This is a genomic window from Bradyrhizobium sp. Tv2a-2, from assembly GCF_000472425.1.
GTDB lineage: Bacteria > Pseudomonadota > Alphaproteobacteria > Rhizobiales > Xanthobacteraceae > Bradyrhizobium.
On sequence record NZ_AXAI01000009.1, the window covers coordinates 51,711 to 68,850 of the forward strand.

Consider the following 17,140-nt stretch of genomic DNA (forward strand, 5'->3'; position numbering starts at 1 on the left):
GCGTCTCAGGCTCCCTGAAGCATGGCTGTTCCATGGCCCGCGCTGGCAACCCCGTCAACCGACATGCTCGTATACGCGATCTGCCCGGCAAGATTGGCGACGCGCTCGACCGCGATCTCCTCCGGCGAGGTCAGCCAGGCCGCACAGAACGTCAGTGGCTGGATACTGAAGTCGGTCTTGAGCTCCTGTAGCCGGCCGTCGGCGAGTTCGTTCTCCACGATCGCAGCGGGAATGACGGCGATTCCCAAGCCTTCGATTGCCATATGGATGACAGTCGCGAGCGAGGCGCTGGCATGCAGCCGGATCGGCGGCAGATCAGGCCGGTTGAATAGCGAGCGCACCGTCTCGTAGGGCTGAGTCTTGCGCGCAAAGGTGATGATCGGGAATTTCGCCAGCTCATGCAGCGAGAACGGGCCGTTGCCGAGCCCGAGCGAAGGGCTGGTCACGAAGCTTACGGGATAATCGCACAGCACGCGGTTGCGCACGCTCGGGCCGGACAGCGGGCCGAGCACGAAGGCAAGCTCGATCTCCTGCGCGAGCAGGCGCGCGTTGAGATTCGGCGTGATGTCGACCTCGATCTCCAGCGACAGGTTCGGATAGGTGCTGTTCACGCTCTTGATCAGGCGCGGCAGCCAGGTGTGCACGATCGTTTCGGCGACGCCTAACCGCAGCGCGCCGCGCATCGCGGTGCGCTCGCCGACCTGAGCCATCATTTCCGAGCGCAGGCCGATCAGCTTTTCGGCGTAGACCATCATCTGCCGGCCGCTGGGGGTCGGCGAGGCCATCCGGTGGTCCCGGTTCAGCAGCTTGACCCCCATCTCGCGCTCGAGTTGGGCGATGCGCTGGGAAATGGCCGGTTGGGTGGTGTTAAGCCGTCGAGCCGCCCCGCGAAAACTCCCAAGCTTCACCACCCAGAGAAACGTCTCGATCGACCTGAAATCCAGCATCGGGGCCCTGTCTGAAAAGCGCTTGTCATGACCGATAAATCAGGGTTATCGATCTTGATCAAAAACAACGATTAGACTTTATAACACGATTGGGTTTGAGTGTTCATGTCGAGATATTAGGCAGGTGACTCTCGTGACTGTTTTTGCAGCACAGCAAGGTGAGGAGAATATGCTCCCGAGCCTCGAGGCCCGTCTGGCCTGCCGGAATGGCATGGCCTCCACGACGGCCGGCGTTGCCAACGGCTTTGTCCAGGGCAATCTCGCGATCCTCCCCGAGAAGCTCGCGGCCGCCTTCCATCGCTTCTGCCAGCTCAATCCGAAGCCGTGCCCGATCATCGGCATGTCCGATGTCGGCGATCCGCGCATCCCGACGCTCGGTGAAGACCTCGACATTCGTACCGACCTGCCGCGCTATCGCATCTGGCGCGACGGCGAGGTGATCGACGAGCCGACCGACATCAAGAAATACTGGCGCGACGATCTCGTCGCCTTCGTGCTCGGCTGCTCCTTCTCGTTTGAGGAGGCGCTGCTCGCCGAAGGCCTGCCGATCAAACACATCCAGCGCCAGGTGCGAGTGCCGATGTACCGCACCAATATCGCCTGCGGCTCCGCCGGTCCCTTCGCCGGGCCCATGGTGGTGTCGATGCGGCCTTTCAAGCCGGCGGATGCGATCCGCGCGGTGCAGATCACGACGCGTTTTCCCGCCGTGCATGGCGCGCCGGTCCATCTCGGCCATCCGCATCTGATCGGCATCAAGGACATTGCGAAGCCGGACTACGGCGATCCGGTGCCGGTCGAGGATGACGAAATTCCCGTGTTCTGGGCGTGTGGCGTCACGCCGCAAGCCGTCATTGCTGCTGCCAAGCTGCCCTTCGCCATGACGCATGCGCCGGGCCTGATGTTGGTAACTGATTTGCAGAACAAACAACTGGCTGTGCTGTAACGCTGATCCGAAAACTAAAGTGCAATGACGTTTCAACCAGAATGTCATCGCGCGCTAAGAGGCGATGCCCTAAAGGGCAGCAGCCGCCGTTTCTTGAGGCTTTACCGCGAGCGCTAGCCATTCTAGCTCGCGTCAAACAGGGGACTTGAGTAATGAAGATCAGCCGACGCAATGTTTTGCTTGGAGCCACCGCTGCCGCTGCGCTAGGCCCGATTGCGAGCCGCGCGGACACGCCGGAAGTGGCGATCGGCGTGATCTATCCGCTCTCAGGCTCCAGCGCGCAGATCGGTGTCGATGCGCAGAAGGCGTTCGAGACCGCGGCCGAGATCATCAACAAGGACTATGATTTCAAATTGCCGCTCGCCAAGGGCGAAGGCCTGCCGGGGCTCGGCGGCGCCAAGATCAAGCTGGTGTTCGCCGATCACCAGGCCGATCCGCAGAAGGGGCGCGCCGAGACCGAGCGCCTGATCACCCAGGAGAAGGTCTGTGCCGTGGTCGGCACCTATCAGAGCGCGGTGGCGGTGACGGTGAGCCAGACCTGCGAGCGCTATCAGATCCCGTTCCTGTCCGCCGACAACTCCTCGCCGAGCCTGCACCGCCGCGGCCTGAAATACTATTTCCGCGCCTCGCCCCATGACGAGATGTTTTCCAAGGCAATGTTCGATTTCTTCGATGCGCTGCGCAAGAAGGGCCAGAAGATCGAGACGCTGTCGCTGTTCCACGAGGACACGATCTTCGGCACCGATTCGGCCAACGCGCAGTCGAAGCTCGCGACTGAGCGCGGCTACAAGATCGTCTCCGACATCAAGTATCGCGCCAACTCGCCTTCGCTGACGGCCGAGGTGCAGCAACTCAAGGCGGCCGACGCCGACGTGCTGATGCCCTCGAGCTACACCACCGACGCGATCCTCCTCGTCAAGACCATGGCTGAGCTCGGCTACAGGCCGAAGAACATCATGGCGCAGGATGCGGGCTTCTCCGAAAAGGCGCTGTACGATGCGGTCGGCGACAAGCTCGAAGGCGTGATCTCGCGCGGCAGCTTCTCGCTCGATCTCGCCGAAAAGCGCCCGATGGTCGGTATGATCAACGAGATGTACAAGGCAAAGTCCGGCAAGGACTTCAACGACTACACCTCGCGGCAGTTCATGGGCCTGATCCTGATGGCGGAAGCCATCAACCGCGCCAAGTCCACCGACGGCGACAAGATCCGCGAGGCACTGGCCGCGACCGACATACCGGGCGACGTCACCATCATGCCGTGGATGCGGGTGAAGTACGACGAGATGGGCCAGAACAACGATGCCGATCCGGTGCTGCTGCAGTATCTCGGCGGCAAGTTCGTGACGATCGCGCCGCAGCGGGTCGCCGTCTCCGAGGCGGTCTGGCCGATGCCTTCGAAATAAGCGCGCGGCGGGGCAGGGGGACGTGACAGCCGAAACCATTATCCAGAGCCTCGCCAGCGGGCTTCTGATGGGCTTGCTTTACGGCCTGATCGCCGTGGGGCTCGCGCTCATCTTCGGCCTGATGGACGTGGTGAATTTCGCCCATGGCGAATTCCTCATGATTGCGATGTACGCGACCTTCTTCCTGTTCGCGTACGTCTCGATCGACCCCCTGTTGGCGGCGCCGCTGGTCGCCGCCGGCCTCTTCGTATTCGGCGCGCTGGTCTATCTCTTCGTCGTGCGCTTTGCGGTCCGCGCCAAGGCCAATGCCGGCATGGTGCAGATCTTCTCCACCTTCGGCCTTGCGATCGTGATGCGGGGGCTTGCGCAGTTCTTCTTCACGCCCGACTACCGCAGCATCGCCCATTCCTGGCTCGGCGGCAAAACGATTTCGGTCGCCGGCATCTTCCTGCCCGAGCCGCAGCTGGTCGGCGCGCTGGTGGCGATCGCGGCGTTCATCGGCCTCTACTTCTTCATTCATCGCACCGATTTCGGCCGCGCGCTGGAGGCGACCCGTGAGGATGCCGGCGCGGTCGCGCTCGTCGGCATCGACAAGAACCGCGTCTTTGCGCTCGGCTGGGGCCTCGGCGCAGGACTGGTGGGACTGGCCGGCGCCATCATGGCGGTGTTCTTCTATATCTATCCCGATGTCGGGGCGTCCTTTGCGCTGATCGCCTATGTGACGGTTGCCCTCGGCGGCTTCGGAAGCGTGTTCGGCGCCTTTGCCGGCGGCATCATCGTCGGCCTCGTCGAGGCGACGACCGCAATGATCCTGCCGCCGTCGTTGAAATCGGTCGGTGTCTACGCGGTGTATCTGCTCGTCGTCTTCATCCGGCCGCGCGGCCTGTTCGGGTCGATGTGATGGACAAGGATTTTACCAGCCGTCGCCGCCGCGAACTGATCATCGCCGCTTTCTTTGCGGCGCTCGCCGCCACGGTCCCGCTGTTTGTGAAAGACGTCTACATCCAGAACATCATGGTGCTGACCCTGATGTATGCGGCGCTGTCGCAGGCCTGGAACATCCTGTCCGGCTATTGCGGGCAGATTTCGCTCGGGCACGCGCTCTATTTCGGGCTCGGCGCCTACACCACGGCGCTTCTGTTCACGAAGTTCGGGGTGCTGCCGTGGTTCGGCATGCTCGCGGGCGGCGTGATCTCGGCTGTCATCGCCATGGCGCTCGGCTATCCCTGCTTCCGCCTCGGCGGCCACTATTTCTCGATCGCCACCATCGTCATTGCCGAGATCGCGCTGGTGTTGTTCCAGAACTGGGATTGGGCGGGGGCGGCGCTCGGCATCGACATCCCGATCCACCGCGATAGCTGGCTGACCTTCCAGTTCACACGCTCCAAGCTGCCTTACTTCTACTTTGCCCTCGTGCTCGCCTGCATCGCCTGGCTCGTGACCTGGTGGCTGGAGGATTCCAAATGGGGCTATTGGTGGCGCGCGGTGAAGGACAATCCGTCCGCCGCCGAGAGCCTGGGCGTCGATGTCTTCAACTCCAAAATGGGCGCAGCTGCCGTCTCCGCGTTCCTCACCGCAATTGGCGGCAGCTTCTATGCGCAGTTCGTCTCCTATATCGACCCCGAGAGCGTGATGGGCTTCCAGTTCTCGCTTCTGATGGCGCTGCCTGCTGTACTCGGCGGCATCGGTACGCTCTGGGGGCCGGTGCTTGGCGCGGTAATCCTGATCCCGCTCACTGAGCTTACGCGGTCCTATATCGGCGGCTCCGGGCGCGGCGTCGACCTCATCGTCTATGGTCTCATGATCGTCCTGATCTCGCTGGCGCGGCCGCAAGGCCTGGTCGGACTGTTCTCGGTCTCGAAGAAGGCGGTGTCGCGATGACGGCGCTGCTCGAGACCCGGGGCATCACCCAGCGCTTCAGCGGGCTGGTCGCCAACAGCAACGTGTCGATTTCGGTCGGGCGCGGCGAGATCGTCGGCCTGATCGGCCCCAACGGCGCCGGCAAGTCGACACTGTTCAACCTGATCGCCGGTGTCTACACGCCGAGCGAAGGTTCGATCTGGTTCGACGGTGAGGACGTCACGCGGCTGCGGCCCGCCGCGCGCTGCCAGCGCGGCATCGGCCGCACCTTCCAGGTGGTCAAGAGTTTTGAGAGCATGAGTGTGATCGACAATGTCATTGTCGGCGCGCTGGTGCAGAACACCGTGATGCGCGAGGCTCGTCGCAAGGCGCATGAGGTGCTGGAGTTCACAGGCCTCGGAGCGCGTGCCGCGGTGCCGGCAAGCGACCTCGTGCCGGCGGAAAAGCGCCGGCTGGAAGTGGCGCGCGCGCTTGCGACCGAGCCGAAGCTGCTGCTGCTCGACGAGGTGCTGACCGGGCTGACGCCGACGGAGGCGCAGACCGGCGTGGAGCTGGTGCGCCGGGTGCGCGACACCGGCATCACCGTGCTGATGGTCGAGCATGTCATGGAAATCGTGATGCCGCTGGTCGACCGCGCCATCGTGCTCGATCTCGGCAAGGTGCTGGTTGAGGGCAAGCCGACCGAGGTCGTTCGCGATCCAAAAGTCATCACCGCCTATCTCGGGGACCGTCATGCTGTCGGTTCGTGAAGTCACCACCGCCTATCAGGGGCTGGTCGCCATCTCCTCCGTCTCGATCGAGGTGACGAAGGGCGAGATCGTCTGCGTCGCCGGCGCCAACGGCGCGGGCAAATCGACGCTTCTGAAATCGATCGCCGGCGCCGAACGTCCGCGCTCGGGTACGGTGACCTTCGACGGTAGTCGCATCGACGGGTTGGCGCCGCACCTCGTCACCGCCCGCGGCATCGCCTATGTGCCGGAGAACCGCAGGCTGTTTCCGCGGCTCTCGGTACGCGACAATCTGCGGCTCGGCAGCTATCTCTATCGCGGGCAGACTGACCGGGAAGGACCGCTGGACCTCGTCTTCAAGCTGTTCCCGCGCCTGCAGGAGCGGCTGGAGCAGCGCGCCGAGACGCTCTCCGGTGGCGAGCAGCAGATGCTTGCGATCGGGCGCGCGCTGATGACACGACCGCGGCTTCTGATGCTGGACGAGCCCTCGCAGGGTATCATGCCAAAACTGGTCGACGAAATCTTCGCCGCCGTGAAACGTATCCGCGATACGGGCATGACCGTGCTGATCGTCGAGCAGCGCATGGCCGAGTGCCTCGAGATCGCCGACCGCGCCTACATCCTGCAGACCGGCCGCGTGCTGATCGCAGGCCCGTCCGCCGAGATCAGGGTGAACCAGGACGTCCGCAAGGCGTATCTGGGGCTGTAGGTTTTCTCGCCGCCTGCGGAGCGGCTAAAGCATGATCCGGAAAAGTGTGTAGCGGTTTTCCGAAAAGATCATGCTCAATCAAAGACCTAAAGCGCGATGACGATTCAACCAAACCTCATCGCGCTTTAGTGCCCATGCGCCGGCAGCGTCAACCCGAACTTCTTGACCAGATCCGCAATCTGCTCCGGCGACAAAAATCGCGGGTTCAGCCCACGCAACAGCAGATACAGCCTCGCCGTCTCCTCCAGCTCCTCGGTCGCGAACACCGCTGCTTCGAGCGTATCGCCGGCGACCACCGGGCCGTGATTGGCAAGCAGCACCGAGGAATATTTCCCCGCCAGTCCCTTGATGGCGTCCGCCACCGCGGGGTCGCCGGGCCGGTAATAGGGCACGAGCGCGGTCGCGCCGCAGCGCATCAGGTAATATGCTGTCATCGGGGGAAGGACGGCGTGCGGGTCGATCTCGGGCAGCATCGACAGCGCGACCGAATGGGTGGAATGCAGGTGCACCACGGCACGCGCTGCGCTTCGGGTGTGGTATAGGGCGCTGTGCAGCGGCACTTCCTTGGTGGGCGCATCGCCCGACAGGAGGCGGCCCTGTGCATCCAGCCGCGACAGTCTGGCCGGATCGAGAAAGCCGAGCGAGGCGTTGGTCGGCGTGACCAGATAGCTGCCGTCATCCAGCCGCACGCTGATATTGCCGGAGGAGCCGGGCGTCAGCCCGCGCTCGAACAACGAGCGGCCGAACCGGCAGATATCTTCACGGACTTTTGCGTCCCCGGTTCCTGTTTCCTTCATGGCGGCCACCCTTTTTCTGCCTTGTCTCACGCTTTGGCAGCGTGGCCAAGCCATGATAGGCAAGAGGCAAAGCCGCAAATAAGGGAAACGCCGTATGCCGTCATCCGACAGACCTAAAATCGCCGTGATCGGGCTTGGCTCGATGGGATTTGGCATGGCGACCTCGCTCAGGCGCGCGGGATTTGAGGTGACTGGCTGCGATGTGTCCGCCGACAGCGTCGCCCGCTTTGTCGCCGACGGTGGCAAGGGCGCCGGGACGCCGGCTGAGTCGGCGAAGTCGGCCGATATCGTGGTGAGCGTCGTCGTCAATGCTGCCCAGACCGAGGCCATCCTGTTCGGCCAGAACGGCGTCGCGGAAACGCTGGCCAAGGATGCGGTGTTCATCTCCTCTGCCACCATGGACCCGGACATCGCCCGCCGGCTCGCGGCGCAACTCGAGGCAACCGGGCGGCATTATCTCGATGCGCCGATTTCGGGTGGCGCGCAGCGCGCCGCGCAAGGCGAGCTCACGATACTTGCGTCCGGCAGTCCGGCGGCTTTTGCAAAGGCGCGTCCCGCGCTCGATGCAATGGCGGCCAAGCTCTACGAACTCGGCGATGCTCCGGGCCAGGGCGCTGCGTTCAAGATGATCAACCAGCTCTTGGCCGGTGTGCATATCGCGGCCGCCTCCGAGGCGATTGCCTTTGCCGCGCGACAGGGGCTCGACATCCGCAAGGTCTATGAGGTGATCACGGCTTCCGCCGGCAATTCCTGGATGTTCGAAAACCGCATGCCTCATGTGCTCGACGGCGACTATGCCCCACGCAGCGCGGTCGAGATCTTTGTCAAAGACCTCGGCATCATCCAGGACATGGCGCGCTCGGCGCGGTTTCCGGTGCCGGTCGCGGCCGCGGCACTGCAGATGTTTCTGATGACCTCGGCCTCCGGCATGGGCCGAGATGATGATGCCTCCGTGGCGCGGATGTATGCGAAGATCGGCGGCGCCAAGCTGCCCGGTGAGACGAGCTGAGGAGGACGACAATGCCCCGTTTCGCTGCCAATCTCACCATGATGTTCAACGAGGTGCCGTTCCTCGATCGTTTCGAGGCGGCGGCCGAAGCCGGTTTCACCGCGGTGGAATTCCTGTTTCCTTACGATCATCCGGCGGATGAGGTCGGCGCGCGGCTGAAACGATTTGGGCTGACGCAGGCGCTGTTCAACCTGCCGCCGGGCGATTGGGCGGCCGGCGAAAAAGGTTTCGCGGCCTTGGCCGATCGTTTCGAGGATCTCAAACAGAGCCTCGTCACCGCGCTCCCTTATGCGAAGGCAACCGGCGTGAAGCGGGTGCATCTGATGGCGGGGATTGCAAGCCGGACGGACCCGCGAGCGGCCGAGGCGTTCCATAAATCGGTCGCCTGGGCTGCGGAGTTCTTCGCGCCTCACGGTCTTGATGTCGTCATCGAGCCGATCAATTCGCGCAACGTGCCCGGCTATTTCCTCAACGATTTCGCCTTCGCCCGCGATCTGATCGAGGAACTGCAAATCCCGAACCTGAAACTTCAGTTCGACATCTATCACTGCCAGATCATCCATGGCGACGTCACGATGCGGCTACGCGAGATGATGCCGATCATCGGCCATATCCAGATCGCCAGCATTCCCTCCCGCCATGAGCCCGACGGCGAGGAGCTGAACTATCCTTTCCTGTTCGACGAGCTCGACCGGCTCGGCTATGGCGGCTTTGTCGGCTGCGAATACAACCCGCGCGGCAAGACCACCGATGGCCTCGCCTGGTTCAAGCCATATGCCGGAGTAAAGCCGTGACCTTGAAGCTGGGCTGCATTGCCGACGACTATACCGGCGCCTCCGACCTCGCCAACACGCTGACCCGTGCAGGGCTTCGCACCGTGCAGACCATCGGCGTGCCCGCCGATGATCTGGCGCTGCCCGAGGTCGATGCCGTCGTGGTGTCGCTCAAGAGCCGATCGATCGAGGCGTCGCTTGCGGTGGCGAAGTCGCGTGCCGCCGAAAAATGGCTGCGCGGGCGCGGTGCACGTCACATCCTGTTCAAGATCTGCTCGACCTTCGATTCTACCGACCGGGGCAATATCGGCCCGGTGATGGATGCGTTGCGCGAGGACTGCGGCGAGAAGATCGTGCTGGTGACGCCGGCCTTCCCGGAGACCGGTCGCACCGTCTACCAGGGCAACCTGTTTGTAGGCGCGGTGCCGCTCAACGAGAGCCCGCTCAAGGATCACCCGCTAAACCCGATGCATGACTCGAATCTGGTGCGGGTCCTTGCGCGCCAGAGCCGGACCAAAATCGGACTGGTTCATCTCGCGACCGTTGCCAAAGGGGCGGAAGCGGTCCGCGCACGCCTGGCCGAGCTTGCGGCGCAAGGTTTTGGGGCGACCATCATCGATGCGGTGTTCGATGCCGATCTGGAGACCATTGGCCGCGTTGCTCTGGATCATCGGCTCTCGGTGGGCGCTTCCGGCATCGGGCTCGGGCTCGCCCGCGCGCTGGTCGCGACGACAAGCGGCAAGCCGGCCTCTTCCGGCGCAGCTGCAATGGCCGCGGTCGGCGGGGCCGCCGCGATTCTGGCCGGCAGCTGCTCGCAGGCGACGCTCGGCCAGATATCCAGTGCGGAGAAGGAGATGCCGGTGCTGCATCTCGATCCAGATGAGATCATTAAAGGCAAGGACGAAGCTCGTCGCGCCCTGGCCTGGGCGCGCGAGCGGCTGCAGAGCGGCCCGTTCCTGATCGCCTCAAGTGCCACGCCGGACCGCGTCGCCGCGCTCCAGGCGCGGCATGGCCGTGATACTACGGGTCACGCGATCGAGGACACCATGGCCGATATCGCCGAAGCCCTGGTGCAGGCCGGCGTGCGCCGTCTGATCGTTGCCGGGGGCGAAACATCGGGCGCGGTGGTCGACCGTCTGCAGATCCCGGGCTTCCTCGTGGGCGAGGAAATTGCTGCCGGCGTACCCGTATTGCGGGCAGTCGGCGCAGGGCAAGGCGATATGTTGCTTGCCTTGAAATCAGGTAATTTCGGCGGGGCGGAATTTTTCACGGATGCGCTCAGGCTCATGCGCTGAGCGCAGCGCCGCCTTTAGTCGTTATTCATTTCTTTCCTGTTCCGTAGTCGTACGGACCGCCGTTTACCTAAATTGAGGGTGCGACGTGTTTGATGGCGGCAGGCATTCGCCGGGTCTGTCGATTCACAGCATTCACGACGGCGCGCGATCTCTGCGCGCCCAGCCATAAGAGATTTATCATGCTCGCCAAGTACTCGATCCGCGCGAAGATCATCACGGTCGTCGCGTTCTTGCTCCTCGCGATGACCGGCATGGGTCTGCTTGCGGTCCAGAGCATGCATTCGATCAATGCCAGCACGGTCGACATCGCGACCAACTGGCTGCCGAGCGTCCGGGTGCTCGGTGAACTGCGCGCCGGCGTCATCACCTACCGCAACGTGATCCGCGAGCACATGCTGGGCGAGACGGCCGAGGACAAGGCTGCGACCGAGAAGGTGCTGCAGAGCGTCGTCGAGGCGAATGGCAAGATCCGCCAGAGCTACGAGCCCATGGTCACCTCGCCGCCGGAGCGGGCGCTGTACAACGACTGGGTCGCGAACTGGGAAAAGTACAAAAATGGTACCGAAGATGTCATGGCTCTGTCGCGCAAGAACCCGGGCCACTTCCCGCATGAGGCTCACGACCTGAACACCAAGACCGTCAACAAGATGGGTCTGGATGCCGACGAAATCCTGAAGAAGGATATCGATCTCAACAACGCGGGCGCCGACAAGGCGGCGGCCGACGCGGCAGCGAACTACAGCTCGGCGTTCTGGATGATGGCTACGATCCTCATCGCCGCCATCATTCTCGGCATCCTGGTCAGCGTCTACCTGATCCGCGACGTCTCCAGCGGCATTTCCTCCATCGTCAAGCCGATGCAGGCGTTGGGCCAGGGTGACCTGTCGGTGGAAATCCCCCACCGCGGCGAGAAGACCGAGATCGGCCTGATGGCGGATGCTCTGCAGGTGTTCAAGCAAGCCCTGATTGCCAAGAAGGCCGCCGACGAAGCCGCCGCGCGCGATGCGGAGGAGAAAATCGAGCGCGGCCGCCGCGTCGACGGCATCACCCGCGAATTCGAGGCAATGATCGGCGAGATCGTCAACACGGTGTCCTCGGCGTCCTCCCAGCTCGAATCCTCGGCCGGCACGCTGTCGACGACCGCGGAACGCTCGCAGAAGCTTGCGACCACGGTCGCCGCGGCGTCTGAAGAAGCCTCCACCAACGTGCAGTCGGTCGCTTCGGCCACCGAGGAGATGGCGTCCTCCGTTACCGAGATCAGCCGCCAGGTCCAGGAATCGGCGCGGATGGCGGGCGACGCCGTCGGCCAGGCCCGGGCCACGACCGATCGCGTCAGCGAGCTTTCCAAGGCCGCTACCCGCATCGGCGACGTCGTGGAACTCATCAACACCATTGCCGGCCAGACCAACCTGCTCGCGCTCAACGCCACCATCGAGGCGGCGCGCGCTGGCGAGGCTGGCCGCGGCTTTGCGGTCGTCGCTTCGGAAGTGAAGGCGCTCGCCGAGCAGACCGCGAAGGCAACCGGCGAGATCGGCACCCAGATCTCGGGCATCCAGGCCGCCACCCAGGAATCGGTCAACGCCATCAAGGAAATCTCGGGCACGATCGAGAAGCTGTCGGAAATCTCCTCGACCATTGCGGCGGCGGTGGAAGAGCAGGGCGCCGCGACCCAGGAAATCGCTCGGAACGTGCAGCAGGCCGCCCAAGGCACCCAGCAGGTGTCCTCGAACATCACCGACGTGCAGCGCGGCGCTACCGAGACGGGCTCGGCCTCCTCGCAGGTGCTCTCGGCCGCCCAGATGCTCTCCGGCGACTCCGGCCGGCTCAAGAGCGAGGTCTCGAAGTTCCTGACCTCGGTGCGCGCCGCCTAAGCGACGCGCGGCTGGCAATCAGTCCGACACGAATACGCCAAGAGTCCCGGCGCGCTATCCATGATCGCATCGAGCGCCGGGACTTGAATTTCTCAAGCGGGCCGTGGTTTTACGGCGCGTTTGTTTCATACCGGATTAATTGCCGCGCGGCAGCCGGCGACCGACACCTCCGGACGACGCCTAATGTGCCCAGCCGATGAGGCTGGGGTCGAAGACGAGCGGCCAGATCACGGTGTCGGGAGCAGATATCGCGGAAGTGAATACGCCCCATTACGCCCGCGCGTTAGCTAACCGGCTCAGATTCAGGTAAGGCGATACAACGCGCTTCGGGGAAGGCGGGTTCCGCGTTCTCCCCCTTTTGGTCCCTGGGAAACGCTTTACCAATGATCGCACTGGTCCGTATCGCCCTGAGCCGGCCATATACTTTCGTCGTGCTCGCGCTGCTGCTGCTGATCATTGGACCGCTGGCAGCGCTGCGTACCCCGACGGACATCTTTCCGGACATCCGCATTCCCGTGATCGGGGTAGTCTGGCAGTACACCGGACTGCCGCCGGACCAAATGGCTGGGCGCATCACGACGCCGTTCCAGCGCGCGCTGACCACCACCGTCAACGACATCGAGCATATCGTCGCCAATTCCTATAACGGCTTCGGCATCGTCAAGATCTTCTTCCAGCCGAATGTCGATATCCGTACCGCGAACGCGCAGGTCACGGCGATCTCGCAGACGCTTCTCAAGCAAATGCCGCCCGGCGCGACGCCGCCGCTAATCCTCAATTACAGCGCCTCCACGGTGCCGATCATCCAGGTCGCGCTGTCGGGCGAGGGGCTAACCGAGCAGAACCTCGCCGACATCGGCATCAATCAGTTGCGCACGCCGCTGGTCACCGTGCCCGGCGCTGCCATTCCTTATCCGTTCGGCGGCAAGCAGCGCCAGGTGCAGATCGACCTCGATCCTCAGGCGCTGCAGGCCCGCGGCCTGTCCGGCCAGGATATCGCCAACGCGCTGGCCGCCCAAAACCTGATCACGCCGGTTGGCACCCAGAAGATCGGCGAGTTCGAATACAACATCCAGCTCAACAACTCGCCGTTGAAGATGGAGGATCTCGGCAATCTCCCGGTCAAGACGGTCAACGGCGCCATGGTCTATATGCGCGACGTCGCCAGCGTCCGCGACGGCAATCCGCCCCAGACCAACATTGTTCACGTCAACGGCAACCGCTCGGTGCTGATGATGGTGCTGAAGGCGGGCTATACCTCGACGCTCGATATCATCGCCGGCATCAAGCAGAAGGTGATCGACGTCCGCGACCAGCTACCGGAAGCGCTCAAGATTGGTTTTATCGGCGACCAGTCGGTGTTCGTGCGCAGCGCCGTGACCGGCGTTGCCTTCGAAGGCGTGATCGCGGCGCTGCTGACCAGCGTGATGATCCTTCTCTTCCTCGGCAGCTGGCGCTCCACCATCATCATCGCGGTATCGATCCCGCTGTCGGTCCTGGGCGCGATGGTGATGCTTTCGGCGATCGGCGAGACGCTTAACATCATGACGCTGGGCGGACTCGCGCTCGCCGTCGGCATTCTGGTCGACGACGCCACCGTCACCATCGAGAACATCAACTGGCACTTGGAGCAGGGCAAGGACGTCGAGCCCGCGATCATGGACGGCGCTCGCCAGATCGTGACGCCGGCCTTCGTCTCGCTGCTCTGCATCTGCATCGTATTCGTGCCGATGTTCTTCCTGACCGGGGTCGCGCGCTTCCTGTTCGTGCCGATGGCGGAAGCGGTGATGTTTGCCATGATGTGGTCGTTCATCCTGTCGCGCACGCTGGTGCCGACCATGGCGAAATATCTCCTGCACAAGCACGAGCATCACGACGGTCCGCCGCCGCCGTCGCGCAATCCGCTGGTGTGGTTCCAGCGTGGTTTTGAGGCGCGGTTCGAGCGCATTCGCACCGGCTATCGCGACCTGCTGACGCTCGCCATGCACCACCGGGCGATCTTCCTGATCGGATTCCTCGGCTTTGTCGGATTGTCGTTCCTGCTTACGCCCTATCTCGGCCGCAACTTTTTTCCGGCGGTGGATTCCGGCTCGATCCTGATGCATGCCCGCACGCAGATCGGCACCCGCATCGAGGAAACCGCCAATCAGTTCGCCGATGTGCAGAAGGCGATCCGCAGGATCGTTCCGCCGAACGAGATCGAGACCTTGGCCGACAATATCGGCATGCCGATCTCCGGCATCAACATGACCTATAACAACACCGGCGTGATCGGCCCGCAGGATGGCGACATCCAGATCAAGCTGAAGGAGGGCCACCGGCCGACCGAGGACTATGTCCAGGCCATGCGCGAACAGTTGCCGCGACAGTTTCCGGGCATGACATTTGCGTTCCTGCCTGCCGACATCGTCAGCCAGATCCTCAATTTCGGCGCGCCGGCACCGATCGACCTGCAGATACGCGGCGCCAATCTCGACGCCAATTTTGCCTATGCTAACAATCTGCTCAGCCGTATCAGGAAGATTCCCGGCATTGCCGATGCGCGGATCCAGCAGTCACCCAGCAACCCGACCTTCAACATCGATGTCGATCGTACCCGCGCGCAATATGTCGGTCTGACCGAGCGCGACGTGACCAATTCTCTCGTCGTCAATCTCGCCGGCTCCTCGCAGGTCGCGCCGACCTATTATCTCAATCCGGACAACGGCGTGTCCTATTCGATCGTGATGCAGACGCCGCAGTTCCAGATCGACTCCTTGAGCGCGCTGCAGACGCTGCCGATCACCGCGGCCTCGACATCGAGCTCGCCGATACTGGGCGGCATCGCCAACATCACCCGGTCGATCTCCAGCGCCGTGGTCTCGCAATACGACATCCAGTCCATGGTGCAGATCTTCGCGACATCGCAGGGCCGCGACCTCGGCTCGATTGCAGCCGATGTGAAGGCCGCGATCGCGGATACCGCCAGGGAGGTGCCGAAGGGCTCATCGGTGGTGCTGCTGGGCCAGGTGCAGACCATGAACAGTGCCTTTGCCGGCCTGCTGTTCGGCCTGCTCGCCGCGGTCGTGCTGATCTATCTCCTGATCGTCGTGAACTTCCAGTCCTGGTCCGATCCGTTCGTGATCATCACGGCGCTGCCGTCCGCCCTTGCCGGCATCATCTGGATGCTGTTCACGTCGCACACCACGCTGTCCGTTCCGGCGCTGACCGGCGCCATCATGTGCATGGGTGTTGCGACCGCCAACAGCGTGCTGGTCATCAGCTTTGCCCGCGAGCGTTATGAGGCGCTCGGCGATCCCGTAGCCGCCGCGATCGAGGCAGGGTTTGTCCGCTTCCGTCCGGTGCTGATGACGGCGCTCGCCATGATCATCGGCATGACGCCCATGGCGTTGAGCCTGGGCGAGGGCGGTGAGCAGAACGCGCCACTGGGCCGTGCCGTGATCGGGGGCCTGATCTTCGCCACCGTGGCAACCCTGATGTTTGTGCCGGTGGTATTCAGTATGGTACACAAGAAGCAGGGCGCCAACGATGGCGCCGCATTGGAGACACCGCATGCCCACTGAACAGACGCCACCGGTTTCTCGCCGGAAGTTGGGCATTTTCGGTGTCGTAGCGATTACCGCCGCCGTCCTGATCGTGGTCACCGGCATCCGCGCGCGTGAGCAGGCGAGTGCCGAGCTCAGGCAATGGACCGACGACCAGGCGATCCCGACGGTGGCCGTGGCGCAGCCCGACGCCAAGGCGCTGAGCGCCACCATCGATCTGCCGGGCCGGCTTGAAGCCTATTACCGCGCGCCGATCTTCGCCCGCGTCAGCGGCTACCTGAAGAGCTGGACCGCCGATATGGGCGCCAGAGTGAAAACAGGCGACGTGATTGCCGAGATCGAGGCGCCGGACCTCGATCAGCAGCTCTTGCAGGCGCGCGCCGATCTGACCAGCCAGGAGGCGAGTGCCAAGCTGTCGGAAGCGACGTTGAATCGCCGCAAGACGCTGATCCCGTCCAACTTCGTTTCCATGCAGGAAATCGACGAACGCACCGCGGACCTGTCCAACAAGAAGGCTGCGGTGAAGGCCGCCGAGGCCAACGTCGAGCGGCTGGAGGCGCTCGCCGGCTACAAGAAGATCACCGTGCCGTTCGACGGTATCGTCACGGCGCGCGACACCGACGTCGGTGCGCTAATCAATGCCGGCGGCGGCGGCACGCCGATGTTCGTGATCTCCGATACCTCCAAGCTCCGCCTCTATGTCAACGTGCCGCAGAACTACGTCCCGGAGATCAAGATCGGCGCGAAGGCCGTGATCACCGTGCCCGAATATCCAAACCGCGCCTTCCCGGCGACAGTCGAATCCTCCTCGCGGGCTGTCGACGTCAACTCCGGCACGACGCGCATGCAGCTCGGGATCGACAATGCCAAGGGCGAATTGATGCCGGGCGGCTATGCCAGCGTGAAGCTCAGCCTGGAGCGCGGCAGCGTGCCGCTGCACATCCCTGCAAGCGCCCTGATCTTCAACCAGAACGGCCTGCGCGTGGCGACTGTGGGAGCCGGCGACAAAGTCCGCTTCAAGACGGTGACCATCGCGCGTGACCTCGGCCGCGAAATCGAGATCGGCTCCGGCCTGTCAGCGGATGACCGCGTCATCGTCGCCCCACCCGACGGCATCGCCGACGGCGACCAGGTCCACATCGCCGGCAGCGCCCCCAAGCCGGCGCCGAAGGTTTCCGAGCGGCAGGATGTGAAGGGGTAGGGCGGGCTCTTTCCTTCTTGCCTGATCCCGCTTGCGGGGAGAGATCGCATCGCATCGTC

The 17,140-nt window shown here is 63.5% G+C and carries 14 protein-coding genes; 12 read left to right on the forward strand and 2 right to left on the reverse strand.

What is annotated here, in order from left to right:
* Nucleotides 1–5: 5 nt before the first annotated feature.
* On the reverse strand, nt 6–947 hold the full coding sequence (locus A3AI_RS0120055; protein WP_024517281.1) for a LysR family transcriptional regulator: 942 nt from the start codon (nt 945–947) through the stop codon (nt 6–8).
* Nucleotides 948–1,116: 169 nt separating this feature from the next.
* Between A3AI_RS0120055 and A3AI_RS0120060 the strand changes: the two genes are divergently transcribed.
* The 6 genes from A3AI_RS0120060 to A3AI_RS0120085 all read left to right on the forward strand — a co-directional run bounded on the left by A3AI_RS0120060 (nt 1,117) and on the right by A3AI_RS0120085 (nt 6,590).
* A complete protein-coding gene (locus A3AI_RS0120060; protein WP_051382459.1) occupies nt 1,117–1,890 on the forward strand; it encodes a putative hydro-lyase in 774 nt (257 codons plus the stop codon).
* Between the two features lie 152 nt (nt 1,891–2,042).
* Nucleotides 2,043–3,293 (forward strand): ABC transporter substrate-binding protein, encoded by a 1,251-nt coding sequence (locus A3AI_RS0120065; protein WP_024517283.1) that lies wholly within the window; start codon nt 2,043–2,045, stop codon nt 3,291–3,293.
* A gap of 22 nt (nt 3,294–3,315) precedes the next feature.
* On the forward strand, nt 3,316–4,194 hold the full coding sequence (locus A3AI_RS0120070) for a branched-chain amino acid ABC transporter permease (protein ID WP_024517284.1): 879 nt from the start codon (nt 3,316–3,318) through the stop codon (nt 4,192–4,194).
* Complete coding sequence (locus A3AI_RS0120075) at nt 4,194–5,174, forward strand: branched-chain amino acid ABC transporter permease (protein WP_024517285.1); 981 nt, start codon at nt 4,194–4,196, stop codon at nt 5,172–5,174. The genes A3AI_RS0120070 and A3AI_RS0120075 overlap by 1 nt, the downstream gene beginning before the upstream one ends.
* Nucleotides 5,171–5,902 (forward strand): ABC transporter ATP-binding protein, encoded by a 732-nt coding sequence (locus tag A3AI_RS0120080; RefSeq protein WP_024517286.1) that lies wholly within the window; start codon nt 5,171–5,173, stop codon nt 5,900–5,902. The genes A3AI_RS0120075 and A3AI_RS0120080 overlap by 4 nt, the downstream gene beginning before the upstream one ends.
* On the forward strand, nt 5,886–6,590 hold the full coding sequence (locus tag A3AI_RS0120085) for an ABC transporter ATP-binding protein (RefSeq protein ID WP_024517287.1): 705 nt from the start codon (nt 5,886–5,888) through the stop codon (nt 6,588–6,590). The genes A3AI_RS0120080 and A3AI_RS0120085 overlap by 17 nt, the downstream gene beginning before the upstream one ends.
* A 125-nt stretch (nt 6,591–6,715) precedes the next feature.
* On the opposite strand, the gene otnC is transcribed toward A3AI_RS0120085, so the two are convergent.
* Entirely contained in the window at nt 6,716–7,387 is a 672-nt protein-coding gene (gene otnC, locus A3AI_RS0120090) for a 3-oxo-tetronate 4-phosphate decarboxylase (protein WP_024517288.1), read from the reverse strand.
* A 94-nt stretch (nt 7,388–7,481) separates the two neighbouring features.
* On the opposite strand from otnC, the gene ltnD reads away from it, so the two are divergent.
* The 6 genes from ltnD (at nt 7,482) to A3AI_RS0120120 (ending at nt 17,081) form a co-directional block, all read left to right on the forward strand.
* The gene (gene ltnD / locus A3AI_RS0120095) at nt 7,482–8,396 is read left to right on the forward strand and encodes an L-threonate dehydrogenase (RefSeq protein ID WP_024517289.1); all 915 of its coding nucleotides are present in this window, start codon (nt 7,482–7,484) and stop codon (nt 8,394–8,396) included.
* A gap of 11 nt (nt 8,397–8,407) precedes the next feature.
* The gene (gene otnI, locus A3AI_RS0120100; protein ID WP_024517290.1) at nt 8,408–9,190 is read left to right on the forward strand and encodes a 2-oxo-tetronate isomerase; all 783 of its coding nucleotides are present in this window, start codon (nt 8,408–8,410) and stop codon (nt 9,188–9,190) included.
* Nucleotides 9,187–10,464 (forward strand): 3-oxo-tetronate kinase, encoded by a 1,278-nt coding sequence (gene otnK, locus A3AI_RS0120105; RefSeq protein ID WP_024517291.1) that lies wholly within the window; start codon nt 9,187–9,189, stop codon nt 10,462–10,464. The genes otnI and otnK overlap by 4 nt, the downstream gene beginning before the upstream one ends.
* A gap of 179 nt (nt 10,465–10,643) precedes the next feature.
* On the forward strand, nt 10,644–12,335 hold the full coding sequence (locus A3AI_RS0120110) for a methyl-accepting chemotaxis protein (RefSeq protein ID WP_024517292.1): 1,692 nt from the start codon (nt 10,644–10,646) through the stop codon (nt 12,333–12,335).
* Between the two features lie 383 nt (nt 12,336–12,718).
* Nucleotides 12,719–15,898 (forward strand): efflux RND transporter permease subunit, encoded by a 3,180-nt coding sequence (locus A3AI_RS0120115; protein ID WP_024517293.1) that lies wholly within the window; start codon nt 12,719–12,721, stop codon nt 15,896–15,898.
* On the forward strand, nt 15,888–17,081 hold the full coding sequence (locus A3AI_RS0120120; protein WP_024517294.1) for an efflux RND transporter periplasmic adaptor subunit: 1,194 nt from the start codon (nt 15,888–15,890) through the stop codon (nt 17,079–17,081). The genes A3AI_RS0120115 and A3AI_RS0120120 overlap by 11 nt, the downstream gene beginning before the upstream one ends.
* Nucleotides 17,082–17,140: the final 59 nt, after the last annotated feature.